The sequence below is a fragment of the Jannaschia pohangensis genome (assembly GCF_900113875.1).
Taxonomy (GTDB): Bacteria; Pseudomonadota; Alphaproteobacteria; order Rhodobacterales; family Rhodobacteraceae; genus Jannaschia; species Jannaschia pohangensis.
Map to the genome: position 1 here is coordinate 457,386 of NZ_FORA01000001.1, position 25,301 is coordinate 482,686.

General features: G+C 66.6%; 22 protein-coding genes. 8 read left to right on the forward strand and 14 right to left on the reverse strand.

The window, feature by feature from the left end:
• From BM002_RS02190 to BM002_RS02225, 8 genes are all read left to right on the forward strand, one after another.
• Entirely contained in the window at window positions 1-1,545 is a 1,545-nt protein-coding gene (locus tag BM002_RS02190; RefSeq protein ID WP_092776862.1) for an extracellular solute-binding protein, read from the forward strand.
• A 76-nt stretch (window positions 1,546-1,621) separates the two neighbouring features.
• Window positions 1,622-3,949 (forward strand): DUF4962 domain-containing protein, encoded by a 2,328-nt coding sequence (locus BM002_RS02195; protein WP_092776864.1) that lies wholly within the window; start codon window positions 1,622-1,624, stop codon window positions 3,947-3,949.
• 27 nt (window positions 3,950-3,976) lie between these two features.
• Complete coding sequence (locus BM002_RS02200) at window positions 3,977-4,720, forward strand: SDR family NAD(P)-dependent oxidoreductase (protein WP_092776866.1); 744 nt, start codon at window positions 3,977-3,979, stop codon at window positions 4,718-4,720.
• 71 nt (window positions 4,721-4,791) lie between these two features.
• Window positions 4,792-6,033, forward strand: a complete 1,242-nt coding sequence (locus BM002_RS02205) for an NAD(P)/FAD-dependent oxidoreductase (RefSeq protein ID WP_092776868.1) — start codon at window positions 4,792-4,794, stop codon at window positions 6,031-6,033.
• A 24-nt stretch (window positions 6,034-6,057) separates the two neighbouring features.
• A complete protein-coding gene (locus BM002_RS02210) occupies window positions 6,058-7,035 on the forward strand; it encodes a TRAP transporter substrate-binding protein (RefSeq protein WP_092776870.1) in 978 nt (325 codons plus the stop codon).
• Between the two features lie 58 nt (window positions 7,036-7,093).
• Window positions 7,094-7,807: a TRAP transporter small permease gene (locus BM002_RS02215; protein ID WP_092776872.1), complete on the forward strand. Its 714-nt coding sequence runs from the start codon at window positions 7,094-7,096 to the stop codon at window positions 7,805-7,807.
• Complete coding sequence (locus BM002_RS02220; protein ID WP_092776874.1) at window positions 7,804-9,105, forward strand: TRAP transporter large permease; 1,302 nt, start codon at window positions 7,804-7,806, stop codon at window positions 9,103-9,105. The genes BM002_RS02215 and BM002_RS02220 overlap by 4 nt, the downstream gene beginning before the upstream one ends.
• A 2-nt stretch (window positions 9,106-9,107) precedes the next feature.
• Window positions 9,108-9,794 (forward strand): aspartate/glutamate racemase family protein, encoded by a 687-nt coding sequence (locus BM002_RS02225; RefSeq protein WP_092776876.1) that lies wholly within the window; start codon window positions 9,108-9,110, stop codon window positions 9,792-9,794.
• A gap of 4 nt (window positions 9,795-9,798) precedes the next feature.
• On the opposite strand, the gene kduD is transcribed toward BM002_RS02225, so the two are convergent.
• The 14 genes from kduD to nirB all read right to left on the reverse strand — a co-directional run bounded on the left by kduD (window position 9,799) and on the right by nirB (window position 25,265).
• A complete protein-coding gene (kduD, locus tag BM002_RS02230; protein ID WP_092776878.1) occupies window positions 9,799-10,524 on the reverse strand; it encodes a 2-dehydro-3-deoxy-D-gluconate 5-dehydrogenase KduD in 726 nt (241 codons plus the stop codon).
• Window positions 10,521-11,348 carry a 5-dehydro-4-deoxy-D-glucuronate isomerase gene (gene kduI / locus BM002_RS02235; RefSeq protein WP_092776880.1) on the reverse strand — a complete coding sequence of 276 codons (828 nt, stop codon included), beginning with the start codon at window positions 11,346-11,348 and terminating at the stop codon, window positions 10,521-10,523. Before kduI ends, kduD begins: the two co-directional genes overlap by 4 nt.
• Window positions 11,349-11,359: 11 nt before the next feature.
• Window positions 11,360-11,671, reverse strand: a complete 312-nt coding sequence (locus BM002_RS02240; RefSeq protein ID WP_092776882.1) for a cupin domain-containing protein — start codon at window positions 11,669-11,671, stop codon at window positions 11,360-11,362.
• Window positions 11,672-11,777: 106 nt separating this feature from the next.
• Window positions 11,778-12,614, reverse strand: a complete 837-nt coding sequence (locus BM002_RS02245) for a 3-oxoadipate:acetyl-CoA acetyltransferase (protein ID WP_092776884.1) — start codon at window positions 12,612-12,614, stop codon at window positions 11,778-11,780.
• Between the two features lie 11 nt (window positions 12,615-12,625).
• A complete protein-coding gene (pcaG, locus tag BM002_RS02250) occupies window positions 12,626-13,195 on the reverse strand; it encodes a protocatechuate 3,4-dioxygenase subunit alpha (protein WP_092776886.1) in 570 nt (189 codons plus the stop codon).
• Window positions 13,196-13,197: 2 nt separating this feature from the next.
• Window positions 13,198-13,914 (reverse strand): protocatechuate 3,4-dioxygenase subunit beta, encoded by a 717-nt coding sequence (gene pcaH / locus BM002_RS02255; protein WP_092776888.1) that lies wholly within the window; start codon window positions 13,912-13,914, stop codon window positions 13,198-13,200.
• A gap of 23 nt (window positions 13,915-13,937) precedes the next feature.
• Entirely contained in the window at window positions 13,938-14,315 is a 378-nt protein-coding gene (gene pcaC, locus BM002_RS02260; protein ID WP_092776890.1) for a 4-carboxymuconolactone decarboxylase, read from the reverse strand.
• A 27-nt stretch (window positions 14,316-14,342) separates the two neighbouring features.
• Complete coding sequence (locus BM002_RS02265; protein WP_092776892.1) at window positions 14,343-16,433, reverse strand: TRAP transporter permease; 2,091 nt, start codon at window positions 16,431-16,433, stop codon at window positions 14,343-14,345.
• A 93-nt stretch (window positions 16,434-16,526) separates the two neighbouring features.
• On the reverse strand, window positions 16,527-17,531 hold the full coding sequence (locus BM002_RS02270; protein WP_092776894.1) for a TAXI family TRAP transporter solute-binding subunit: 1,005 nt from the start codon (window positions 17,529-17,531) through the stop codon (window positions 16,527-16,529).
• Between the two features lie 110 nt (window positions 17,532-17,641).
• Window positions 17,642-19,024 carry a siroheme synthase CysG gene (gene cysG, locus BM002_RS02275; RefSeq protein WP_092776896.1) on the reverse strand — a complete coding sequence of 461 codons (1,383 nt, stop codon included), beginning with the start codon at window positions 19,022-19,024 and terminating at the stop codon, window positions 17,642-17,644.
• 10 nt (window positions 19,025-19,034) lie between these two features.
• Entirely contained in the window at window positions 19,035-19,919 is an 885-nt protein-coding gene (locus BM002_RS02280; protein ID WP_092776898.1) for a glycosyl transferase family protein, read from the reverse strand.
• The gene (locus tag BM002_RS02285; protein WP_092776900.1) at window positions 19,916-22,507 is read right to left on the reverse strand and encodes a nitrate reductase; all 2,592 of its coding nucleotides are present in this window, start codon (window positions 22,505-22,507) and stop codon (window positions 19,916-19,918) included. The genes BM002_RS02280 and BM002_RS02285 overlap by 4 nt, the downstream gene beginning before the upstream one ends.
• Window positions 22,504-22,836 carry a nitrite reductase small subunit NirD gene (gene nirD / locus BM002_RS02290; RefSeq protein WP_092776902.1) on the reverse strand — a complete coding sequence of 111 codons (333 nt, stop codon included), beginning with the start codon at window positions 22,834-22,836 and terminating at the stop codon, window positions 22,504-22,506. The genes BM002_RS02285 and nirD overlap by 4 nt, the downstream gene beginning before the upstream one ends.
• The gene (gene nirB / locus BM002_RS02295; RefSeq protein ID WP_092776904.1) at window positions 22,833-25,265 is read right to left on the reverse strand and encodes a nitrite reductase large subunit NirB; all 2,433 of its coding nucleotides are present in this window, start codon (window positions 25,263-25,265) and stop codon (window positions 22,833-22,835) included. Before nirB ends, nirD begins: the two co-directional genes overlap by 4 nt.
• Between the last annotated feature and the right edge of the window lie 36 nt (window positions 25,266-25,301).

Sequence of the window (25,301 nt, forward strand, 5' to 3'; positions counted from 1 at the left end):
ATGCGACATCTGACACTTGCAGCAGCTCTGCTCACCGCCACGGCCATGGCCGGGCCCGGCTTTGCCGACGGTCACCTGAGGATCGTCGACGAACCGCTGGAGCTGACGATCCACATGCACTGGCGCCGTTCGCAGGGCTATCAGGAGGATTACCCGGTCGAGGCCGCGGCCGCCGAAATGACGGGCATCTCGCTCAAGGACGCCACCGTCGGCACCAACACCACCGAAAGCCGCGAGGCGCACAACCTGCTGATCGCGTCGGGCAATATCCCCGACATCTTCGGCGGTGACGCGGTCCAGCAGTTCGTCAACGAATTCGGTCCCCAAGGCGCCTTCCTGCCGCTCAACGACCTGATCGACGAGCATGCGCCCAACATCAAGGCCTTCATGGAGGAATATCCCGAGCGGTTCGCCGCCGTGACGGCCGCTGACGGCAACCTCTACTACATCCCCTATTTCCCGGATGGCTTCTTCGGACGCGCCTATTTCATCCGGCAGGACTGGCTCGATGCCCTGGGGCTGGAGCAGCCGCAAAATGTCGAGGAACTCAAAGCGGTGCTCGAAGCGTTCCGCGACCAGGATCCGAACGGCAACGGCCTCAAGGACGAGATCCCCTTCTTCGGGCGCGACTTCGAAGAGATGATCCGTCTCGTCACCCTTTGGGACGGACGGTCCTCGGGGTCGGACACCTATCACGACTTCCTGGTCGAGGACGGAAAGGTCACCCATCCCTACATCGGCGAAGGCTATCGTGAGGGCATGGCGAACCTGGCAGAGTGGTATGCCGAAGGCCTGATCGATCCGGAAATCTTCACCCGGGGCAACCAGTCGCGCGACTATCTTCTGTCGGAGAACCTGGGCGGCATGACCCACGACTGGTTCGCATCGACCGCGGGCTACAACGACCGCCTCCAGGAAAGCATCGAAGGGTTCGCCTTCCTGCCGTTCATCCCGCCCGCCTCCATCTCGGGCGTGCGCATGGAGGAGCATCGTCGCATCCTGGTTAAACCGGACGGTTGGGCCATCGGCCACACCAACGAACACCCGGTCGAGACCATCAAGTACTTCGACTTCTGGTTCACCGAAGAAGGCCGCCGTCTGGGCAACTTCGGGATCGAGGGCGTGCATTACGACATGGTCGACGGCAAGCCCATCTACAAGGACGAGGTCCTGAACAACGACCAGTCGGTCGCGGCCCAGATGTACGCCATCGGCGCGCAGATGTTCCGGGGCTATCAGCAGGACTACGAGTACGAGAAGCAGTGGACGAACCAGATCGCGCTGGACGGCATCGCCCTTTACGAGGCCGGCGACTATCTTGTGCCCGACTTCCTGGGCGTGTCCTTCACTCCCGAAGAGCAGGCGGTCTATGACCGCTACTGGCCGACCATCCGGACCTACATGCTGGAGCGTCAACAGGCTTGGATCCTCGGCACCGGCGACATCCGTGCGGAGTGGGACGACTACCTTGAAACCCTGAACGAGATGGGTCTCGACCAGGTTCTCGAGGTGATGAACGTCGCCTACGCACGTCAGGGCGGCTGATCCTTCCCAGCCGACCACGGGCGCGGCCTTTCCCGGTCGCGCCCGTATTCCGTTTCTCTGTCCAGAAAGACCTGCGATGTCCGGCAAATCCCTTCCCCGTCTCGATGAACCCAAAGCCGGACGCCTGACCATCCAATACGCGCCCGCCGACGGCGTCGCCGTGGCGGAAAACCCGCCCCGCTTTTCCTGGCTCCCGGTGATCGAGGACGAGGCGCTCTTCGTTGTCCGGGTGTCGACGGACCCCGCCTATCCGGCCAAGACCACCCATGTGTTCGAGGGCATCGCCCTCAACTTCTTCACGCCCGACCGTGTCCTGCCGTCCGGCGACTACGTCTGGTCCTATGCCGTCTGGGACGCCGCCACCAAGGCGCCCGTCAGCACCTGGAGCAGCGACCGCAGCTTCCACATCGCCGACGACCTGCCCCAGACGCCCCTGCCCGGCCGCGCCACGCGCTTTGCCAAATCCGACCGCAGCCATCCGCGCCTGTGGCTGACGCAAGACCGGCTGTCGGACTTCCGCGCAGCGGTCGCCTCCGATCCCGATCACTGCACATGGTCGACCTTCTTCGACAAATCCGTCCTGCCCTGGATGGATCGCGACATCCTGCCCGAACCCGCCGGCTATCCGGGTCACAAGCGCGTCGCCGCCGTCTGGCGCAAGACCTACATCGACTGTCAGGAACTGCTCTATGCGATCCGGCATCTGGCCGTGGGCGGTCAGGTGACCCAGGATCCGGCGATGCTGGCGCGGGCCAAGGAGTGGCTTGTGTCGACCGCACGCTGGAATCCGTCGGGCACCACCTCGCGCAGCTATACCGACGAATGGGCCTTTCGCGTGAACCTGGCCCTCGCCTGGGGCTATGACTGGCTTCACGACCAGTTGGACGACGACGAACGCGCGCTGGTCCTGTCGGCCCTGCTGGCGCGCACGCGCGAAACGGCGGACCACGTCATCAAACACGCCAACATTCAGCTGTTCCCCTTCGACAGCCACGCCGTCCGCGCCGTGTCGGCGGTGCTGGTGCCCGCCGCCATCGCCATGCTGGACGACGCGCCCGAGGCCGAGGATTGGCTGCACTATTCCGTCGAATTCCTCTCGACCGTCTATTCGCCCTGGGGCGACGCAGACGGCGGTTGGGCCGAGGGGCCGCATTACTGGATGACCGGGATGGCCTATCTGATAGATGCGGCCAACCTGCTGCGCAGCTATACCGGCATCGACCTTTACCAACGTCCGTTCTTTCAACGGACGGGGGATTTCCCGCTCTATACCAAGGCGCCCGACACCCGCCGCGCGACCTTTGGCGACGACGCGACCCAAGGCGACCTTCCGGCCGTCAAGGTCGGCTTCAACCTGCGGCAATTCGCGGGCGTCACCGGCAACGGCGCCTATCAATGGTACTATGACGAGATCAAGCGCACCAACCCCGGCACCGAGATGGCGTTCTACAACTGGGGCTGGTGGGACTTCAATTTCGACGAGCTGGCCTATCGCACGGATTTCCCGATCATCGAGGCCGTGCCCCCCGCCGACGACGACCAGTTGCGCTGGTTCAAGGGGACGGGATGGGTCGCGATCCAGCACCGGATGCAGGACCCGGACAACCACATCCAGTTCGTGATGAAATCCTCGCCCTTCGGCGCGATCAGTCACAGCCACGGCGACCAGAATGCCTTCTGCCTGGCCGGCTTCGGCGAGGATCTGGCGGTGCAATCCGGCTATTACGTCGCCTTCAACAGCACCATGCATCAGAACTGGCGCCGCCAGACCCGCTCCAAGAACGCCATCCTGATCGACGGCAAGGGCCAATACGCGGGCAAGGACAAGGTGCGCGCCATGCAGTCGTCGGGCCGCATCGTCACTGCCGAGACGCGCGATGACCATATTTTCATCCGGGGCGACGCCACCGCCGCCTATCAATCCCTCTCGCCCGCCGTCACCGCCGTGACCCGCGATGTGCATTTCGTGCGCGACCAGTATTTCGTCATCGTCGACAGCATCGACGCGGATGAACCCGTGGCCATCGATTGGCTTCTGCACGCCAATGCCCCGATGACCCTGGGCGACGCGACCTTCCGCTATACCGGCGAAAAGGCGGGATTCTATGGCAAGTTCCTCTGGTCCGAGGCGGGCGCCCCGACCCTGTCGCAGAACACCGGCTTCCCGGACGTGGACCCGGCGGAATACGAGGGCCTGCCGGTCAGCACCTGCCTCACGGCCAGCTTCCCCAAGGCCATCCGCCACCGCATCGCGACCCTGCTGGTCCCCTATCCCGCCGCAGCGCCACGCCGGGTGTTCAGCTTCCTCGACGATCAGGGCTATGATTGCGATCTCTACTTCACCACTGCCGACGACCACAGCTACAAGGTCGTCGTTCCCAAGACATTCGACGTCGGGGCCTGACCCCCTTCGCTCCCGGAAGGACATCCCATGAAGCTTGCCGGCAAGACAGCCATCGTGACCGGAGGCGGCCGCGACATCGGCCGGGCCTGCGCCCTGAAACTCGCCGCCGAGGGGGCGCACGTCGCCATCAACTATTTCGCCAGCAGTGACGGTGCCGACAGGACCGTGGCCGAGATCACCGCCGCAGGCGGACAGGCCTTCGCGCTTCAGGGCGACCTTCAGACCGAAGCGGGCGCCGAGGCACTTGTCGCCAGAACCGTCGCGGAGTTCGGCGGCGTCGACATCCTGGTGAACAACTCCGGCGGGCTGATCGCGCGCAAGACCATCGCGGACATGTCGCTGGACCATTGGAACGCGGTCATGACGCTGAACCTGACCAGCACCTTCCTGATGGTGAAGGCCTGCCTGCCGCATCTGAAATCCGGGACCATCGTCAATCTGGCCAGCCAGGCCGCCCGCGACGGCGGCGGGCCGGGGTCGGTCGCCTATGCCGCCTCCAAGGGCGCGATCATGACGATGACGCGGGGCCTCGCCAAGGAGTTGGGGCCGAATGTGCGGGTCAATGCGCTCTGCCCCGGCATGATCGACACCGACTTCCACAACATCCACACGCCCGACGCAGCCCGCAAGGGATACGAGGCTGCGGCCCCCGTCAAACGGCAGGGCACCTCCGAGGATGTGGCCAACCTCGTGCTGTTCCTGGCCTGCGACGACTCGGCCTTCATCACGGGGGCCAATGTCGACATCAACGGCGGCATGCTCTTCAGCTGAGCCCCCCGATCCGCAGGCCCCCGCCTTGCATAGGTTTGCAAAACGGGTCACCCTTGGAACAGGAGGGTCCCATGCAGATCATCGTTGCGGGTGCGGGTATCGTCGGCGTGTCCTGCGCCATCTGGCTTCAGCGTGCGGGCCATGACGTCACCATTGTGGACCGGACGGGGCCCGCGACAGGCACCAGCCATGGCAATGCCGGCGTTCTGGCGGCGGGCGCGATCATCCCGGTGACGACCCCGGGCCTGCTTGGCCGCGCACCCGGAATGCTTCTGGACCGGGACGCGCCGCTGTTCCTTCGGTGGGCCTATCTGCCCCGGCTGTTGCCGTTCCTCTGGCGCTATCTGGGGCACGCGACCCCGGCCCATGTGGATCACTACGGGGCGGCCATGGCGCAGCTTCTGCACGACTCCCTCGACCAGCATCGCGCGCTGGCCCAGGGCACTCAGGCGGCGCACTACATCCATCCCGACGACTATTGCTTCGGCTACGCCACCCGCGCCGCGTACGACGCGGACCAGATGGCCTGGGACAGGCGCCGGGCTGCGGGCTTCGACTTCGAGGTGATGGACGGCGCAGAGTATGCGCAGGTCGACGCGGCCTTCGGCGACGCCTTCGAGGTGGTGGTCCGCTGCAAGAACCATGGCCGCATCTCCGACCCCGGGGCCTATGTGAAGGCGCTGGCCGATCACTTCGTCGAACAGGGCGGCCGGATCACCCTGGCCGAAATTACCGACCTTCAGATGGACGGGCGCGAGATCACTGCCCTGCGGACAAACAAGGGCGACCTGTCGGCCGACCGTATCGTCTTTGCCCTGGGCCCCTGGTCGCGCGCCATGGCCCGCAAACTGGGCCTCGACGTCCCCTTCGAGAGCGAGCGCGGCTATCACATCGAATTCGTCAACCCATCACGGATGCCGCGCAATCCGATGATGGTGGCCAGCGGCAAGTTCGTCCTGACCCCCATGGACGGGCGGCTGCGCGCGGCGGGCGTCATCGAATTCGGCGGGCTGGAGGCCGGGCCGAGCCGTCCGCCCTTCGACATGCTGCGCCGACAGGTGGCCCGGCTGATGCCCGACCTAGAATACGACGAGGTGGTCGAATGGATGGGCCACCGTCCCGCCCCTGCCGACAGCCTGCCGCTGATTGGCGCGAACGACCCGCAGGGCCGCAGTTTCAGCGCCTTCGGGCACCAGCACGTCGGGTTGACAGCTGGACCCAAAACGGGTCGGATCATCGCGGGTCTGATCGACGGGCATAAGCCGAACATGGATTTGGCACCATTTGACCCGCAGAAATTCGCTGCGCGCTGACCGCCGCAGTCAGGGAGAGTACCAATGAAAACATTCCTCACAACGACCTGTGTCGGCATGGTCGCCGCGACCACCGCGATGGCCGATGGCCATGCCCAGTCCTGGGACATGCCGATGGCCTATGCGGCCACCAACTTCCACTCCGAACAGGGTGTGATCTTTGCCGACAAGGTGCGGGAATACACCGACGGGGCCATCGACATCACCGTCCACCCCGGCGGGTCGCTGTTCGGCGGCGGCGATATCAAGCGGGCGATCCAGACGGGTCAGGTTCCCATCGGCGAACGCCTGATGTCGAGCCATGCGAACGAGACGCCGCTTCTGGGGTGGGACAACCTGCCCTTCGTCGCCACCAGCTATGAGGCGAACGAAAAGCTCTGGCAGGCCGCCAAGGACGTCGTCAACGAAGAACTGGCGGGCCAGCAGCTTGTCACGCTCTACACCTGCCCCTGGCCGGGTCAGGGCTTTTATTTCAACAAGGAAGTGAACGGGTCCGCCGATACGCAGGGCGTCAAGTTCCGGTCCTACAACACCGCGACCGCCACTTTTGCCGAAGAAATGGGCATGATCCCTGTGCAGGTCGAAGCCGCCGAACTGGCGCAGGCGCTGGCCACCGGCGTGGCCGAGGCGTTCATCTCTTCCGGCTCCACGGGCTATGACCAGAAGGTCTGGGAATACCTCAGCCACTACTACAAGGTGAACGCCTGGCTGCCGCGCAACTATGTCATGGTCAACAAGGGCGTATGGGATGCCCTCGACGCCGACACGCAGGCCGCCATTCAACGCGCCGCCGACGAGACCGGGGCAAGCTGCCTCGCCAAATCCGAAGAGCTGACGAATTTCTACTTCGACGGGCTGGCCGAGAACGGGATGACCGTCACCGACGCGGGCCCCGAATTCCTGGCCGAGCTGGAGACCATCGGCGCGGGCATGACCGCCGACTGGCTGGAACAGACCGGCGCGCAGGGTCAGGCCATCCTCGACGCCTACAACGCGAACTGAGCGAATACGGGGCCAGCCCTTTCACAGGCTGGCCCCTCTTCCATCGAAGGACCGAACGATGAATGACTGGTCGCCCGTCATGGGGCTGCCGCTTTGGGTCTGGCTGTTCGTCGTGCCAAGCCTGATCGGCGTGATCTGCCTCGTGGCCGGGCCGCGCCTGGAACCGGCGCTTCGCCCCCTGTGGCGGGGTCTCGACCGGCTCTATCTGCTCAGCGGGGCCATCGCGGCGGTCTTCATGCTGACCATCATCCTTCTGATCGTCAGCCAGATGATCGCCCGCTGGACCGGCGTCGCCCTTCCAGGCACGACCGAATTCGCGGGCTACGCCATGGCCGGGACATCGTTCTTCGCGCTTTGCCACGCGCTGACCCGGGGGGCGCATATCCGCGTCTCGATCATCCTGAACGCCAATGCCTTCCTGAAGAAGTGGCTCGACCTCTTTGCGGTTTTCGGCGCCGCCGTGATCGCCACCTATCTGGCGCGCTATGCGGTCAAGGCGAATATCTTTTCCGAGATGCTGAACGACCGGACCCAGGGACAGGACCAGATCCCCGAATGGGTCGTCACCCTGTTCACCCTGCCCGGGCGCGCCATCGGCGACTGGGGTCAGGCGTTCGCCGACGGCAGCGGCGCCTCGGTCTACACCCCCCTCTGGATCCCGCAGCTGTCGATGTCGGTGGGCACGATCCTTCTGGCCGTGGCGCTGTGGGACACGCTTTACCGGATGCTGGTGACCGGCGTGAACCCCATCGTGTCGGAGGCCGTCGAATGACCGAAGCCTACGCCACCATCGTCTTCCTGTTTGTCCTGTTCACCCTTCTGGGGTCGTCCATCTGGATCGGCCTGGCCCTGATGGGCGTCGCCTTCGTCGGGATGGAGCTGTTCACCACGCGGCCCGCGGGCGACGCGATGATCACCGTGATCTGGGCCGGGGCCAGCAGCTGGACCCTGACCGCCCTGCCCCTGTTCATCTGGATGGGCGAGATCCTCTATCGCACCCGCCTGAGCCAGGACATGTTCCGCGGCCTCGCCCCCTGGATGCGGTGGCTGCCGGGCGGGTTGCTTCACACCAACATCGCGGGCTGCACGGTCTTTGCCGCCGTCTCGGGGTCTTCGGCGGCGACGCTCACCACCGTGGGCAAGATGTCGATCCCCGAACTGCGCAAGCGCGGCTATCCCGAATACATGATCATCGGCACGCTGGCGGGGGCGGCGACGCTCGGCCTGATGATCCCGCCCTCGCTGACCCTGATCGTCTATGGCGTGTCGATCAACGAAAGCATCATCAAGCTCTTCATGGCGGGCATCATCCCGGGCCTCGTGCTCGCGGGGCTGTTCATGTCCTACATCGTTGCTTGGCACTACCTGCGCCGGGGCGAACGTCCGCCGCCCGAACCGCGCATCACCTTCGGCGAAATGCTGGCCGAAAGCCGGTTCCTGATCCCGGTGCTCTGCCTCGTTTTCGCGGTGATCGGGTCGATGTATTTCGGATGGGCCACCGCGACCGAGGCGGCCGCCGTCGGGGTCATCGGCTCCCTCATCCTTGCGGGGTTCCAGCGGTCGCTCACACCCTCGGCCTTCATCGAAAGCCTGATGGGCGCGACCCGGACATCCGCCATGATCGCGCTGATCCTGATGGGCGCGGCCTTCCTGTCGCTGTCGATGGGGTTCACCGGCCTGCCCCGCGCGCTCGCCGCCTGGATCGACGAATTGGGCCTGTCGCCCATCACCCTCATCGCCGCGCTGACCGTGTTCTACATCATCCTCGGCATGTTCCTCGACGGCATCTCGTCGGTCGTCCTGACCATGGCGATCGTCGAACCCATGATCCGGCAGGCCGGGATCGACGTGATCTGGTTCGGGATCTTCATCGTCGTGGTCGTGGAAATGGCACAGGTGACGCCGCCCATCGGGTTCAACCTCTTCGTGTTGCAGGGCATGACCCGGCACGAGATCGGCTATATCTCCAAGGTGGCCCTGCCGATGGTGGGCCTGATGCTGCTGATGGTGGTAATCCTGGTGGCGTTCCCGGGGCTGGCGACCTGGCTGCCGGACAACATCCGGCAATAGCGATGCGCCCCGCGATCACCGTTTTGCAACTCGACACGGGGTTTCCCCGCATTCCGGGCGACGTGGCCTGCCCCGACACCTATCTGGGCGCGGCAGAACTGCTGATCGTGCCGGGCGCCACCGTGCGTCGGATCGTCAGCGACCGCCCCGATCTGATCGACATCGCCCCCTTCGAGGCGGCGCTGGCAAGGGCACGGGGCGAGGTCATCGCCACATCCTGCGGGTTCCTGTCCTATTGGCAGGATCACCTGGCCCGCCGCACGAAGATGCCCGTCATCGCCTCGGCCCTGACCGCGCTGCCCCGGCTGGCCCGCGACCATGCGCCGGGTGAAATCCTGATCCTGACCTTCGATGCCGCACGGCTGAACCGTCTGCATCTGGGCGCGCAGGGCGACCACATGGCGGGGCTGGTCGGCCTGCCGCCGCAGATGCACCTGCGCCAGGTGATCGAGGACAACCGCGCCACGCTCGACCCCAATTTGGCCACGCGGGAACTGGTGGATTTCGTCACCGGATGCCAACGGCCCGGCCACCGCCACATCCTGCTCGAATGCACGAACCTGCCGCCCTATGCCGCGGCATTGCAACGGGCCACCGGCCTGCCGGTTTCGAGCATTCTGACGGAAGTAGAGGCGATGCGCCCCGGCACGGTTGCGCCGAAGTATCTGCCGGGACGCGTCGCCAGCTGAGGCCCTAGCGTGCCAACCATCCACCGTCGACGTTCAGAACGGCGCCGTGGATGTAATTCGCTGCGGGCGACGACAGGAAAACCGCCGTCTCCGCGATATCGTCAGCCTTGCCCCACCGTCCCGCCGGAATGCGGTCCAGGATGGCCTTGTTGCGGTCGGGATCGGCGCGCAGGGCTTCGGTGTTGTTCGTCTCGATATAACCGGGGGCGATTGCGTTGACGTTGACGCCCTTGGCCGCCCATTCGTTGGCCATGATCTTGGTCAGGCCCGCGACCCCGTGCTTGGACGCGGTATAGGACGGCACGCGGATGCCCCCCTGAAACGACAGGAGCGAGGCGATGTTGACGATCTTCCCGGCCCCGCGCGGCAGGGCCGCCCTGGCAAAGGCCTGACAGGTGAAGAACACCGCCTTCAGGTTCACGTCCATCACCGCGTCCCAGTCTTCTTCGGTGAAATCGACGCTGTCGTCGCGGCGGATGATGCCCGCGTTGTTTACCAGGATGTCCACCTGCCGGTCCGCGAACACATCGCGCGCGGCCATCGGGTCGGCAAAGTCGAGCGTCATCGCCTCGGCACTGGCGATCTGGGCCACCGTCTCGTCGCAAGACGACCGGCCGGCACAGATCACATGCGCCCCGGCCCGGCCCATGGCCATCGCGATGGCCTGGCCGATGCCGGTATTCGCGCCGGTGACCAGCGCCGTCTGTCCGTCCAGACCGAAGGGGGTCATCGCAGCTCGTCCATTCCGACCATGTCCATATCGGTGAAATCGACGTTGTCGCCCGCCATGGTCCAGCAGAAGGTATAGGCCGCCGTGCCCGCACCGCAGTGGATCGACCAGGGCGGCGAGATCACGGCCTCTTCGTTGGCCATGACGATGTGGCGCGTCTCTTCGGGCTTGCCCATGAAGTGGAAAACGCGCGCATCTTCCGGGACGTCGTAATAGAGATAGGCTTCCATCCGGCGGTCATGCAGGTGGGCCGGCATCGTGTTCCACAGGCTGCCCGGCTGAAACTGGGTGTAGCCCATCAGAAGCTGGCACGTCTCGCAGACTTCGGGGTGCAGGAACTGGATGATGACCCGCTCGTTCGCCGTCTCGCGGCTGCCCAACTCGACCCGGCGCGCGTCCGACAGTTTGATGAGCTTGGTCGGACAGGTGCGGTGCGCGGGCGAGGAGGTGATATAGAACCGCCCCGCACCCGAGAACGTCACCGGACCGCCGCCCATGCCGACATAGAGCAGCTCACCGTTTTCCAGCCTATACGTCTCGCCACCGACCTCGACCTGGCCCGTCTCGCCGATGTTGAGGATGCCCATTTCACGGCGATCGAGGAAATTCGGCGTTCCCGTCTCGGCCACTTGGTCCAGCGTCAGGCTGCCCGATCCGGGCACGGCCGATCCCAGGATCAGACGATCGTAATGGGTGTAGACGAGGTTGATTTCGCCCGTCGCGAACAGCCCGCCCTTGTGGAAATGGTCGCGCAGACCGGTGGTGTCCAGCGACTTGGCCGTGGTCGCGTCGATGGCGTGGCGGGTTTCGGTTTTCAGGGTCATTGTCGCTCTCTTCACAAAAAATCGTCGCGGCGCGGGGTGAAGCAATCCACCAGGCGGCCGGGTTCCAGACAGACGCAGCCGTGGACCGCGTTCGAAGGGATCACGAAGCTGTCGCCCGGGCCCACTTCGAAGGTGTCGCCATCCATGGAAAAACGGAATCGACCGCTTTCCACGAAGGTCGACTGGACGTGGGGATGGTTGTGCAGCGCACCTTCCGCCCCCTTGGCCTCGAATCCGAAGGCCACCACCATCAGGTCCGGGTGATCGGCAAGGACCTGCCGCGTCACGTTTTCCCCTGCCTGTACGATTGGATGCGATGCCATCGTCGTTTGCCTCCGATAATCCCCGAGTCTCTAACTGGTATGATAGTATACCAGTTTCACGAAAGGAAGCGGCTTTCGAAAATCCGTCGGGGATTATTCGACCTTTTTACGCGGCCGCAGGGCGCAGCCCCAACATCTGCCGCGCCTCTTGCCAGGTGGCGACGGGGCGGTCATGTTTCGCGCAAAGGTCGACCACGCGCCGGACCAGCGCCGCGTTCGACGGGGCCAATGTCGCGCGGTCCAGCCGGACATTGTCCTCCAGCCCCGTGCGCGTGTGGCCCCCCGCCGCGATGGCCCATTCATTGACCACGATCTGCTGCGCCCCGATTCCCGCCGCGCACCATTCGGCATCGGGCGCACGGCTGCGCATGATCTCCACATAGAAGTCGAAGACGGTCCGGTCGGCGGGCATCGCGTTCTTCACCCCCATCACGAACTGCACGTAGAGCGGCCCGAACAGCGCGCCCGCCTTGTGCATCTCGATCGCGCGCAGGATGTGGCTCAGATCGAAGGCCTCCACCTCGGGCACCACCTCGTGGGTCCGCATCTCGGAGGCGAGCCAGTCCACCAGGTCGGGCGGGTTCTCGTAAACGCGGGTCGGGAAGTTGTTGGACCCCACCGAAAGCGACGCCATGTCGGGCCGCAGGGGCAACATTCCGCCCCGTGCCTGCCCCGCGCCCGACCGCCCGCCGGTCGACAATTGCACGATCATGCCGGGGCAATGCGTCTCCAGCCCCTCTTTCAGGCGGGCGAACCGCTCGGGGTCGGAGGTGGGCGCGCCCGCATCGTCGCGCACGTGGCAATGGGCGATGCTGGCCCCCGCCTCGAAGGCTTCCTGCGTCGATTCGATCTGTTCGGCCACGGTGATCGGCACCGCCGGATTGTCGGCCTTGGTCGGGACGGACCCGGTGATGGCGACGCAGATGATGCAGGGTTTCGTCATGGGCAGATCACTCAGGCGTCGAAGAAGACGGTTTCGTCCTCTCCCTGAAGGTGGATGTCGAAGCGATAGGCATCGGGGCCGTCCGGCGCGGCGATCAGGGTTCCGCGTCGCCCGTCAGGCACGAGGGCCAGCACAGGGTCGGCGTCGTTCGCCGCCCCCTCGTCCCCGAAGTAAAGACGCGTGTGCAGCCCGATGTTGATCCCCCGCGCCACGATCCAGAGCGTCAGGTGCGGGGCAATTCCTGGGCCCGTCGAACCCGGCCTGATCGTGTCAAACCGCCATTCGCCCGTCTCGAAATCGGGAATGACGCGGCCCCAACCCCGGAATCCCTCGGCACCGTATCGCCCCGCCGCGTCTGCCTGCCACACCTCGATCAGGGCGTCGGCCACGGGCGCGCCCTTCCCGTCGATCACGCGGCCCGACACGGTGATCCGCGCGCCCTGAGCGTCGCCCGCGATCTCTCGGCCCAGATCGGCCAGCGCCCCGTCGATGCCCGCCGCCGTCGGGGCCAGCCCGATGTGAACATAGGGCCCCGCAGTCTGGGACGGGGTTTCGCGAAGGCGGTCGGAACGCTCGGCCATGGTCACATTCCCTCGGGTCGGTTTTCGAACACCGTCGCCGCCCGTCCGCGCAACACGATGTCGAAGCGATAGGCCACGCTGTCGAAGGGCACGGTCGCCTCAAGGTCCAGCCGCGCCACCAGCCGGTCGCGCGCCGCCGGGTCGGGCAAGGCCCGGACAATGGCGCAATGGGGGATCAGCGGATCGCCCTGAAAATAGCACTGGGTGATGAGGCGCTGCGCGAAGGCCGTCCCGAAGATCGACAGGTGGATATGCGCGGGCCGCCAGCTGTTGGCACTGTTGGGCCAGGGATAGGCGCCGGGTTTAACGGTGTGAAAGGAATAGGCCCCGTCCGCCCCGGTCAGCACCCGCCCGCAGCCCGCGAAATTCGGATCGAGCGCCGCCAGATAGCCGTCGACCCGGTGGCGATAGCGCCCCCCGGCATTGGCCTGCCAGACTTCGATCAGGGTGCCCGGCACCGGCCGCCCGTCCTGGTCCACGACGCGACCGTGCAGGATGATCCGCTCGCCGATGGCGCTTTGGCCGGGCGCGGCATGGTTGTGCAGCAGGTCATTGTCCCCCGCCGCCACATCGCCATGGCCGAACACCGGCCCCGAAAGCTCGCTCGGCGTGGGCGGCAGGCGCAGCAGCGGATTGGCCGGGGCGCGCGCCACGGTCGTGCGATATTCGGGCGTCAGCGCGGGCGGCTGCCATCCCCAATCGCGCGGCGTGAACGCCATGTCCCCTTGTCCGCCCATCCCGCTTATCCGGCGGCCATCTCGGCCAGCGTCGTCTTGGCCAGCTTCAGCGCATGATTGGCGCGGGGCACGCCGGCATAGATGGCGACATGCTGGAACACCTCGGTGATGTCCTGTTCGCTGGCCCCCGTGTTGGCCGTCGCGCGGACATGCATCGGGATCTCCTCGAAATTGCCGGTCGCCGCCAGGATCGCCAGCACCAGCATCGAGCGTTCGCGCCGGGTGATCGCGTCCGACGCCCAGACCGTGCCCCAACAGGCCTCGGTCACCAGCGACTGAAAGGGTTGATCGACGGCCGTGGCGTTGCGGGCAGAGCGGTCCACATGGGCATCGCCCAGAACTTCGCGGCGAATGCGCTCTCCGGTGGCAAGGCGATCGGTCATGACAAAACTCCCTTTGTCGGTATCAGGTCAGGCGGGGGACGCGGGCTCATCCCCGCGACCCCGCCGCAATTGCAGCACGACGATCGGCAGCAGGGCCACCGCCCCGATCCCCATCGTCAAAAGGCCGGGCGCGATGAACAGGAAGGACACGAGCGCCAGATACACCCGCTCCCACATCGAAAGCCGCGCCAGCAGAAACCCCGAGAAGGCCGCCCCGAGCGCTGCGATCCCCAGCATCGCCCCGGTCAGCGTGACGGCAAATGCTCCCCAGCTGAATCCCTGCGCCACCAGAAGAAGCGAGGGCGAATAGACGAAGACAAAGGGCACCAGCGCCTTGGCGATGCCCAGTCGGAAGGCGGTGTTGCCGGTCTTGAACGGGTTCGACCCGGCGATCCCGGCGGCGGCATAGGCGGCCAGTGCGACGGGTGGCGTGATGTCGGCCAGCACGCCGTAATAGAACACGAAGAAATGCGCGACGATGGGTTCCACCTGAAGGATCTGGAACGCCCCCGCCGTGACCGACACGAGGATGATATAGGTCGCCGTCGTCGGCACCCCGGCCCCCATCACAATGCAGGCGATGGCCACCAGCACGAGCGAGAAGAACAGCGACCATTGCTGCACGTCGAAGATGTTGAGCAGTGGCAGCGACGCGAACAACTGGCCGATGTCGCTGGCCGTCCCGACCACGATGGCGCCGACGCGGAACCCCGTCCCGGTCAGGGTGACGACGCCGACGATGATCCCGACACAGGCCGCCGCCGCGCCGATGGCGATGGTGCCCCGCGCGCCCATGGCCAGCGCCTCGAGCAGGGCGCGGATGCCGAACAGATCCTCGGGCGGGGCGACCCCGGCGGCCTTGGCCTGCGCCCGGGCGATCCCATTCTGCATGAAGCCCACCACGACGCAGGAGATGATGGCATAGACGGCGGCGTAACTGGGCGTGCGCCCGTCGACGATCAGGTAGATCAGCACCACAAGCGGCGCGATGGTCAGCCAGCCCGACCGCAGAACGGCGAACAGCTGCGGCATCTCGGCGGCGGTCAAGCCGCGCAGGCCCAGCTTCTTGGCCTCCAGATGCACCATGATGAAGATGCCGAAATAATGCAGGAGCGCCGGAAACAGCGCCGCCAGCAGAATGTCCCGCAGGGGAATGTTCAGGTATTCCACCATGATGAAGGCCGCGGCCCCCATGACCGGCGGCGTGATCTGCCCCCCGGTCGAGGCCGTGGCCTCGGTCGCGGCGGCGAATTCCTTGGGGTATCCGATCCGCTTCATCGCCGGAATGGTCAGCGCACCAGTCGTCACGGTGTTCCCGATGGACGAGCCGGAAATCGACCCCATGAAGGCCGAGGCGACGATGGCCACCTTGGCCGGCCCGCCGGAATAGCGCCCGGCCAGAACCGTTGCCAGATCGATGAACAACTGGCCCAGCCCGACCCGCGTGGCCAGCGCCCCGAACACCACGAACAGGAAAACGTATTTCGCCATGGCTCCGATCGCCACGCCGTAAATCCCCTGATTGGTCATGTAGATGTGGTTGACGAAGCCAAGCCAGCTTGTCCCCCCATGCTTCAGCGCACCGGGAAACACCGGCCCATAAAGCGCATAGAGGATAAACCCCATGGCGATGATCGGCAGGGTCGGCCCGATGGACCGGCGCGCCACCTCCAACGTGATGACCAGAAGGGCCGTGCCCATGAAGATCTCGAACGATCCGGGGTTGTCGACGCGCAGAGACACCACTTCGGGCGGCAGAAGCGGCAGGTAAAGCGCCGCCCCCACGGCCAGCACCGCAAAGACGATGTCGAGGATGTTGATCCCGTCGAAGCTGTACCAGTTGCGTTCGACCTCCGTTCCTTCCGGCGCGCGCCGCCACGAGAACAGCAGGAACCCCAGACCCAGCACGAAGGCCAGATGGATGCCGAAGTGCAAAAGCTCCCGGATGAGGGCGAAACCCGCCGCATAGAAATGATAGACCGACATCGCCACGAGCGCCGCGAAGATGATCCCGCTCATGATCGGCCCGGTCGGACGATGGGCGGTCTCGGGGTCGAACTTGCGCTCGATGGCGGCAAGCTCCTGGGCAGACAGGCTGCCGGTGTCGGTCGCACTCATGGGGGCCTCGCGGGTCGAAGGCGGACGACCGCGCGGGCCGCCCGTCAATCGGAAAGAAGTGGGGCGGACCGCATCGGCCCGCCCCGGTCAGCCTTATTCCAGAAGGCCAGCCTCGCGGTAGAACCGTTCGGCCCCGGGATGCAGCGGCACGCCGACCCCGTCGAGCGCCGTCTCGGGCGTGATTGTCTGGCCCTTGGCATGGCCCACGTCCAGCAGGACGCGGGTTTCGGCGTTCCAGAGCGCCTTGGTGATGTTGTAGATCAACTCCTCGTCCTTGTCGGCGCTGGTGAACCACTGGGCCCCGACCGAAATGGTCTTGGCACCGGCCACGCCCTCATAGGTGCCTTCGGGGATCTCGCTGGCGGCAAAGAAGCCATGCTGGTCCACGAGCGCCTCAGCCACGGCCCCGTCGATTGGCACGATCTTGATGTCGGCGGCCGAAGCCAGCTCGACAACCGCGCCCGTGGGATAGCCCGCGACCGCAAAGAAGGCGTCGATCTGCCCGTTGCGCAGCGCCTCGGCGGCGGCATTGCCCTTGAGCGCCTCGACGGTGATGTCGTCCTGGCTCAGCCCGCCGGCCTCGAGGATGAGGTTGGCGTCCACATAGGTGCCCGACCCCGGCTCATCCAGCGACACGCGCTTGCCCGCAAGGTCCGCGACCGAATTGATGCCGCTGTCGGCCAGCGCGACCAGATGGATATGCTCCTCGAACAGCGCCGCGATGGTGCGCAGGCTTTCCGCCGGGGGCTGGCCTTCCTGGGTGCCGGTGCCGGTAAAGGCCCAGTATGCCACGTCCGACTGGGCGAACCCGCTGTCGCGCAGGCCCGAGACGATGGCGTTGATGTTGTCGACCGACCCGCGCGACGACACCGCCGACGCGATCAGCCCTTCGACCCCGCAGCTGCCGCCGTCGCCGCATTCGCGCGACCCGGGCGGGCGCGAGATGGCGTTGGCGATCACACCGCCGACCGGGTAATAGGTGAATCCGGTGCCGCCGGTGCCGATGGTGAAGAACGTCAGCTCCTGTGCGGCAGACGACAGGGTCGTCATCGCCAGCACAGCCGTCGCTGCGGCGAATGTCTTGAATTTGTTGAGCATGTCAGCCCCCCTCCCTGGGGTTCGTTTCGGATGCGGGGCCGATTCCGCCCCCACTGAAACAAGCTTAACGTCCCCCTCCCCACACCGCGACCCCCTTTCGCGGCCCGGCTCTACCCCACGGCGCGCAGGTTCTGCACCGCCGCCGACTTGGGCAGACGCATCAACAGGACGGCGGTGCCGGTCACGCCGCACCGGGTCAGCGTCGCGGGCAGGTCGTCCAGCGTCGTCTCGATCAGGCGCTCGCTGCTGCGCGACACATCGGCGGCGATGACGACGCCCGTGTCGGGCGGCACCCCTTCGGCCAGGGCCGCATCGCGCATCGCTCCCGCCCCGGCGACCCCCATGTAGACCGCGACGCTCGTCCCCGGGTGCAAGTGGCGCGTCCAGTCCGGGGCCGGATCGCCGGGGCGGCAGGTGCCGGTGGCCAGCACCAGCGTGTCGGTCGCGCCCCGCTCGGTCAGGCTCTGGCCAAGGGCCGCGGCGGCACCGCTTGCCGCCGTCACGCCGGGCACCACCTCGACCGGGATGCCCGCGTCGCGCGCGGCGGCCAGTTCTTCGGTCGCGCGCCCGAAGATCGACGGATCGCCCGATTTCAGGCGCACCACCCGCCGCCCGCGCCGCGCCTCGGCCACGATCAGGGCGTTGATCCGGTCCTGCGGCCAGGCACAGGCACCGATCTCCTTGCCAACGAAGACCCGTTCGGCATCGCGCCGCGCCAGTTCCAGCACATCGGGATCGACCAGCCGGTCGTGGAAGATCACATCCGCCTCCTGCAACCGGGCCACGGCGCGCAAGGTCAGAAGATCGCGCGCCCCCGGCCCTGCCCCGACCAAGGCGATATGCCCCCGCCCCGCGCCGTCGGGCACCCGGCCCGCCTCGATCGCCGCCTTGACCTGCGCCGCCGCCTCCCGGGCGGCACCCCGGGCATGGGCCTGCGCCGGTGCACCCTCGAACATCCAGCGCCAGAAGGCCCGCCGCGCGGGGCGCGGAATGCGCTGCGCCACGGCAACGCGCAAGCGGCCCGCCAGTTCGGCCAATGCGCCCAGGTTCGGGTCCAGCATCGTCTCGATCTCGGTCTTCAGCATCCGACCCAGAACCGGGGCTGTCCCCTCGGTCCCGATGGCGACCACCACGGGCGCGCGGTCGACGATGGACGGTGTCGTCATGTCGCAAAGCTCCGGACGGTCCACCACGTTGACCGCCGCGCCCGCCGCCTTGGCCAGACCGTGCAGCGCCCCGTCCGTCCCGGGACAGCCGGTCGCAATGAAAACCAGTGCCGCATCCCGAAATGCCGCCGCAGTCACCTCCCGCTCCCAGATTGCACGCCCTTCGGCCACCAGCGCCGACAATTCGTCATCCAACGCGTCGGCCAGCAGGACCAGTGTCGCATCCGTCTTGCCCACCAGTCGCGCCTTCTGCGCCGCCTGCTCGCCGCCGCCCGCGATCACGACCCGGCGGCCCGTGGTGCGAATGAACATCGGAAAGGCTTTCATGGTGATCTCCTCAGGCGGGAACAAGATGGTCGAACGCAAGGGCCGCCGCCCCCACGGTCGCGTTGATGGTGGCCCGCCCGAAGGCACAGGGCGCGGACAGGGTTCCTTCCGCCTCGGTCAGGCGCCGGGTGTCGCCGATTGCGGGCTGCAGCACGGTCTCGAACCGTACCCCGCGCCGCAGACCGAACAGTGTCGCGGGCTTGCCCGGATGCCTCTCGAACTCTCCGCCGCCGCCTTTCAGGCAGACAAGGCCCGGTTGCCCCAGAAGGGCCGCCGCATCCGCCTGCAACGCGCGATAGGACGGATGGAACACGCCTTGCACCTGCGCCGCCGCCCCGAACGGGTTCAGCATCCGCAGCACCGTATTGATGCAGGACCGCAGGCCGAACACCGCCCGCAATTCCAACAGCCGCAACAGCGCGGGCGACACCGCCGACAGCGCGACAAAGGCGATCCCGTCCCGTTCCAGAACGTCTAGCGCATGCCCCGCGTCCCGCGCCTCGGTCACGCCCAGATCGGCCAGCCCCGCACGGATCACCGGCAATTGCGGCCCCGCCCCGTGCAGCAGGACCGGGGTTCCCTGCTGCGCCACGCGCTGCGCCGCCGCCAGAAACCAGGGCGCGCCCCGGGTACGCCCGGCGGCATAGCAAGGCCAGTCGAGCGCAACACCCCTGGCGGCCAGATCCAGCGACCGCCGCGCCGCGCGCACGAAACCCGCGATTTCTTCGGCCGTTTCGCCCTTCATCCGTAGCAGCATCAGCAGCGCGCCCACAGCCTCGGGCGCGGCATCCCCGGACAGCACTTCTTCCATGGCCGCCTCTGCCTCGCCTTCGGTCAGCGATCGGGCGCGCCCCGGACCCCGGCCCAGGGTGGCGACGGCGTGGGTCACGCTCATTCCGCCGCCGCCCGTACTGCAAGCCCCGCGATCAGAGCGGCGATTTCCGGCTTGCAGGAGCCGCAGTTGCTGCCTGCCCCCGTGCAGGCCTCGACGTCCATCCCGGCCTCGGCGGCGGCGACGATGGTGTTGCGCCCGACCCCGAGACAGGAACAGACCACCGGCCCGGGATCCAGCCGCCCGGCGCCACTGCGCCCCGACAGGACATCGGGCGCGATCTGCCCCAGAAGGCCCGCGACATGGGCCCGCTCCACGGCGACCGGACCGGGCGAGACGAACAGCGCCGCATGCAGCAGCCCATCCTCGAAGAATGCCAGTCGCACCTGACCGCTCACCCGGTCGGTGACGGTCTGGGGCGATGTGGTCAGCCCGAACATCGCCGCCGCCCTCCCGGCCCAATCCACCAGCGCGACATCGCCCGCCATCTCGACCGCCCAACCGCCTGCGATCCGCGACCGCGCCCAATAGGCGGCGTCGGGCGCAGGCTTCGACCGCGACACCGCAAAGCCGTACCAGACCGCCGGAAAGGGCGAAATCGCAACCCGTGCCGCCTTGAGGTCGGGCTGGCCCGAGACCGGATCGACCGCCCCGGGGATCAGCGCATCGACCCGACCGGCCGAGGCAAATTCCGCCGTCCAATGCATCGGGGCAAAGGGCGCGCCGGGCGCGACTCGGTCGGTCACCAGCACCCGAAGCAAGGCGCGACCAAGCGGGCTCTGGACCTGCGCGATGTCCGCCGCCCGAAGACCAAGGGTCACCGCATCCGCCGGGTGCAGTTCCAGAAACGGCTCGGCCAGATGACGGCTCAACCGCGGCGTCAGGGCCGAGCGTGTCATCGTGTGCCACTGGTCCCGAATGCGCCCGGTGTTCAGCCGGAACGGATAGCGTGGCTGCGACGCTGTCTCTTCGGGGGTTGCGACCGGGATCATGCGCCCGCGTCCGTCGGGGGTAAAGAACCCGCCCGCGCCAAAGAACCGCCCGCCCTGCCGCGCACCGCTTACCGGCCAGCGGGTCGGGGCCAGCGCGGCATAGCCCCGGTCGTCCAACCCGCTCAGGTCCGAGATGTCGAAATCGCGCCCCAGACGTCCCGCGATCCCCGACAGGGCGGCATGTTCGCGGAACACTTCGGCCGGGCTTGCATAGGAGAACGCCTCTCTCCATCCCATCCGACGCCCGACCTCGGCAAAGATATCCCAATCGGCCCGCGCAGATCCGGGTGCGGCCACGACGCCACGCTGACGGCTGATTGTGCGGTCCGAATTGGTGACCGTGCCGTCCTTTTCCGCCCATCCGAGGGCTGGCAAGACGATCTGCGCGCAGCGCGCCGTGTCGGTTGTCGCGTACATGTCGGACACCACCGACAGGTCGCAGGTCCGGATTGCCTCGGCCACGAGGTCGGCTTCGGGCATGGAGGCGACGGGATTGGTGCAGGCAATCCAGAGCGCCTTGATCTGGCCCGACCGCACCGCGCGGAACATGTCGATGGCCTTCAATCCCGGACGGTCGGCCACGGCGGGCGCATCCCAGAAGCGGCCCACGGCACTGCGATGGACCGGGTCCTCCAGGTCCAGATGTGCGGCCAGCATATTGGCCAGCCCCCCGACCTCGCGCCCGCCCATGGCATTGGGTTGGCCGGTCACCGACAGGGGGCCGCATCCGGGCCGTCCGATCCGCCCCGTCGCCAGATGGCAATTCAGGATCGCATTCACCTTGTCCGTGCCGCCCGTGGACTGGTTCACGCCCTGACTGAACACGGTCACCACGCGCTCCGACCGGGCCCAGAGGGCGTGGAACCCGGCCAAGTCCTCCGCACTCAACCCCGTGGTGCTTAGATCCCGCTGCGCCATGGCGACCGCCGCGTCCAGACCCGACACATGGGCCCCGACATAGGTGTGATCCACATGGCCATTCGCATGAAGATAGGCCAGCAAACCATTGAACAGGCTTGTATCACTGCCGCCGCGCAGCGCCAGATGCAGGTCGGCGGCATCGCAGGTCGCCGTCCGTCGCGGGTCGACCACGACCACCTTGGTGCCCCGCGCCGCCTTGGCCGCCACCAACCGTTGGAACAGCACCGGATGACACCAGGCCAGGTTGGACCCGACCAGCACCACAAGGTCCGCCTCGTCCAGATCTTCGTAGGTTCCGGGCACCGTATCGGACCCGAAGGCCCGCCGGTGCCCCGCCACGGTCGACGCCATGCAAAGCCGCGAGTTGGTGTCGATGTTCGCCGATCCCATGAACCCCTTCATCAGCTTGTTGGCGACGTAATAATCCTCGGTCAGCAACTGGCCCGACAGATAGAAGGCGACCGATCCCGGCCCGTGCCGTTCCAGCGTCGTGCGAAACCCGTCCGCCACACGGCTCAGGGCCACGTCCCACGACACATCTGCCCCATCAACGCGCGGCTGCAGCAGCCGCCCTTCGGACGTCAGCGTCTCGGCCAGCGCGCTGCCCTTGGAGCACAGCCGCCCGAAGTTCGCAGGGTGATCCGGATCGCCCCGAACCGACACCCCCTCGGGCCCCTGCCGCAGCAGGACACCGCACCCGACCCCGCAATAGGGACAGGTGGTGCGCGTCTCGTTCACGCAGCCCCCCGCAGCGCCAGTTTCGCGCCATCCAGCAACAACCGCCCACCTTCGATGCGCAGCGGATAGGTCTCCACCTGACCCGCGTCCGCGCCCTGCGCCGCGCCGGTTTCCAGCGAAAACACCCAGTTGTGCAGCGGACAGGTCACCGCGCGGCCATGCACGATCCCCTCGGACAGCGGCCCGCCCTTGTGCGGACAGCGGTCGGCAAGGGCATAAACCTCGTCCGCAGCGGGCCGGAACACCGCCACGCAACCAAGCCGCGTCTTGACCACGCGCGCGCCGCGCAGCGGGATATCCTCGGGGGTTCCGATGTCGATCCAGTTCATTCGGCGGCCTCCAGCGTGAGATCGGCGAGCGGCGCAAATCCGCGTGCGGCCTCGGGGGCGGCAAGATCCGCCCAGGGGTCGCGCTGATAGATCGACTGGCTGAGGGCAAAGGCCGCCACGAGGCGCGCCCGCTCCTCCGCGTCACCTACCCGCGCCTGCACCCAGTCGAGGCCGACCTTGGCAATCCATTTGTAGGGCCGATCCAGATATTTTGCGTTCTCGCGGTAGAGCTGGACGAAGGCGATGGTCCACTCGACCGCCTCGGCTTCGGTCGCGACCTTGCCCAATGGCTCGGTTTCCTTGACGTCCATCCCGGCGGCGCCGCCCACGCTGATCTCGAAGCCCGAGTCGACGCAGACGATGCCGAGGTCCTTGCATGTCGCCTCGGCGCAGTTGCGCGGACAGCCCGAGACCGCCAACTTGACCTTGTGCGGCGTCCACGACCCCCAGAGCGCCTTTTCCAGCTTGATGCCAAGACCCGTCGAATCCTGGGTGCCAAACCGGCAATGATCCGTCCCGACACAGGTTTTCACCGTCCGCAGGCCCTTGGAATAAGCGTGGCCCGATACCATCCCTGCGCGGTTCAGATCGGCCCAGATCGCCGGCAGGTCGACCCCCCGAACGCCCAATAGATCGATCCGCTGGCCGCCGGTCACCTTGACCGTCGGCACCTTGTACTTGTCGGCGGCATCGGCGATCGCGCGCAATTCATCGGGCGTCGTGATCCCGCCCCACATCCGCGGCACCACCGAGAAAGTCCCGTCTTTCTGGATATTTGCGTGGCGACGTTCATTCACGAACCGGCTTTGAGGATCGTCGCGGTATTCCAGCGGCCAGTCGGCCAGCAAGTAGAAATTGATCGCCGGACGACAGACATGGCAACCGTTCGGCGTCGACCACCCCAACTCCTGCCAGACGGCGGGCTGCGATTTCAGGGGCTTCGACTTGATCAGGCGGCGCACATCCTCATGGGTGAGGTCGGTGCATCCGCAGATCGGCTTGGCCGTCGGCAAGACGAATGCCTCGCCCAGCGTGACGGCAAGCAATTGCTCAACCAGCCCCGTGCAGGTCCCGCAGGAGGCCGAGGCCTTCGTCGTGGCGCGCACCGCATCCAGCGTGCCCGCCCCGCCCTCGATCGCGGTGGTGATCTGACCCTTGCACACGCCGTTGCAGCCGCAGATTTCTGCGTCAGCCGGTAAGGCTGCAACGGCCGCCATAGGGTCCAGCGCGGCCCCTCCCTGGAAACTCGGCCCGAAAATCAGGGTATCGCGCATCTCGGACACGTCGGTCGCATCCTTGATGAGGCCATGAAACCATCCACCGTCGCCCGTATCGCCGTACATCACGGCCCCGATCAAACGATTGTCCCTCAGAACCAGGCGCTTGTAGATGCCACGCCCGGGGTCGCGAAAGACGATATCCTCCCGGTCCTCGCCTTCGGCAAAATCGCCGGCCGAGAACAGATCGCACCCCGTGACCTTGAGTTTCGTCGCCGTCTCGCGATTGACGAAGGCCGCCTCCGCTCCGGTCAGGACCGCTGCCGCCACCTTCGCCTGATCGTAGAGCGGGGCGACAAGGCCGAACACCTGCCCGCCATGCTCCACGCATTCGCCGATGGCCAGCACGTCCGCATCCGAGGTCAGCATCTGGTCGTCCACATGCACCCCGCGCCCGACGGCCAGACCCGCCGCCTTGGCAAGTCCAGTCGATGGACGAATGCCCACGGCCATCACCAAGAGGTCACAGGGCAATTCCGTCCCGTCCTCCAGGATCAATGCCTGAACCTTACCATCCTTCCCCTTGATTTCCTTTGAATTCGCGCTGCACCGGATGTCGATTCCCCGGCCGACCAATTCGCGGCGCAGAAGGTATCCCGCGGCCTCGTCCAGCTGCCGCTCCATCAGGTGACCCATCAGGTGCACGACCGTGACCGACACGCCCCGCGCGTGCAGACCCGCCGCCGCTTCAAGGCCCAGAAGACCGCCCCCGATGACGACCGCACGCTGGCCCGCGGCCAGGCCCATCATCCGCTCGGTGTCCTCGAGGTCGCGGTAGGCGATCACCCCATCGAGGTCGTGACCCGGCAACGGGATGATGAACGGTTCGGACCCCGTGGCGATGACCAGCTTGTCATAGGGCAGAACGTCGCCCGAAGCGCCCGTCACCGTCCGCGCCTCCCGGTCGATCCGCGTCACCCGTTCACCGAAGCGACAGGCAACGCCCCGCTCGGCATAGAAGCCGTCGTCGTGGGTGACGATTTCGGAATAGGTCTTTTCGCCCGACAGGACAGGCGACAGCATGATCCGGTTATAGGTCCCACGCGGCTCTGCGTTGAACAGCGTGATATGCCAGCCACCCGCCTCGGTCACCAGCTCCACAAGGCGTCCGGCGGCCATTCCGGCCCCGATGATGATCAGATTTCGGGTCATTGTCCCGCCTTTCCCGCCAGAGGCAGGGGCGCGGGG

Bases quoted from the DNA above. Each gene is read 5' to 3' on its own strand.
- BM002_RS02245 (WP_092776884.1), bottom strand. From the start codon at position 12,614: ATGACGAAACCCTGCATCATCTGCGTCGCCATCACCGGGTCCGTCCCG.
- nirD (WP_092776902.1), bottom strand. From the start codon at position 22,836: ATGAACTGGATCGACATCGGAACCCCCGAGGATATCCCGCTGCGCGGC.
- BM002_RS02225 (WP_092776876.1), top strand. From the start codon at position 9,108: ATGCGCCCCGCGATCACCGTTTTGCAACTCGACACGGGGTTTCCCCGC.
- BM002_RS02265 (WP_092776892.1), bottom strand. From the start codon at position 16,433: ATGAGTGCGACCGACACCGGCAGCCTGTCTGCCCAGGAGCTTGCCGCC.
- cysG (WP_092776896.1), bottom strand. From the start codon at position 19,024: ATGAAAGCCTTTCCGATGTTCATTCGCACCACGGGCCGCCGGGTCGTG.
- nirB (WP_092776904.1), bottom strand. From the start codon at position 25,265: ATGACCCGAAATCTGATCATCATCGGGGCCGGAATGGCCGCCGGACGC.
- BM002_RS02210 (WP_092776870.1), top strand. From the start codon at position 6,058: ATGAAAACATTCCTCACAACGACCTGTGTCGGCATGGTCGCCGCGACC.
- BM002_RS02190 (WP_092776862.1), top strand. From the start codon at position 1: ATGCGACATCTGACACTTGCAGCAGCTCTGCTCACCGCCACGGCCATG.
- kduI (WP_092776880.1), bottom strand. From the start codon at position 11,348: ATGACCCTGAAAACCGAAACCCGCCACGCCATCGACGCGACCACGGCC.
- pcaC (WP_092776890.1), bottom strand. From the start codon at position 14,315: ATGACCGATCGCCTTGCCACCGGAGAGCGCATTCGCCGCGAAGTTCTG.
- kduD (WP_092776878.1), bottom strand. From the start codon at position 10,524: ATGACCCCCTTCGGTCTGGACGGACAGACGGCGCTGGTCACCGGCGCG.
- BM002_RS02270 (WP_092776894.1), bottom strand. From the start codon at position 17,531: ATGCTCAACAAATTCAAGACATTCGCCGCAGCGACGGCTGTGCTGGCG.
- BM002_RS02205 (WP_092776868.1), top strand. From the start codon at position 4,792: ATGCAGATCATCGTTGCGGGTGCGGGTATCGTCGGCGTGTCCTGCGCC.
- BM002_RS02280 (WP_092776898.1), bottom strand. From the start codon at position 19,919: ATGAGCGTGACCCACGCCGTCGCCACCCTGGGCCGGGGTCCGGGGCGC.
- BM002_RS02215 (WP_092776872.1), top strand. From the start codon at position 7,094: ATGAATGACTGGTCGCCCGTCATGGGGCTGCCGCTTTGGGTCTGGCTG.
- BM002_RS02240 (WP_092776882.1), bottom strand. From the start codon at position 11,671: ATGGCATCGCATCCAATCGTACAGGCAGGGGAAAACGTGACGCGGCAG.
- pcaG (WP_092776886.1), bottom strand. From the start codon at position 13,195: ATGGCCGAGCGTTCCGACCGCCTTCGCGAAACCCCGTCCCAGACTGCG.
- BM002_RS02220 (WP_092776874.1), top strand. From the start codon at position 7,804: ATGACCGAAGCCTACGCCACCATCGTCTTCCTGTTTGTCCTGTTCACC.
- BM002_RS02200 (WP_092776866.1), top strand. From the start codon at position 3,977: ATGAAGCTTGCCGGCAAGACAGCCATCGTGACCGGAGGCGGCCGCGAC.
- pcaH (WP_092776888.1), bottom strand. From the start codon at position 13,914: ATGGCGTTCACGCCGCGCGATTGGGGATGGCAGCCGCCCGCGCTGACG.
- BM002_RS02195 (WP_092776864.1), top strand. From the start codon at position 1,622: ATGTCCGGCAAATCCCTTCCCCGTCTCGATGAACCCAAAGCCGGACGC.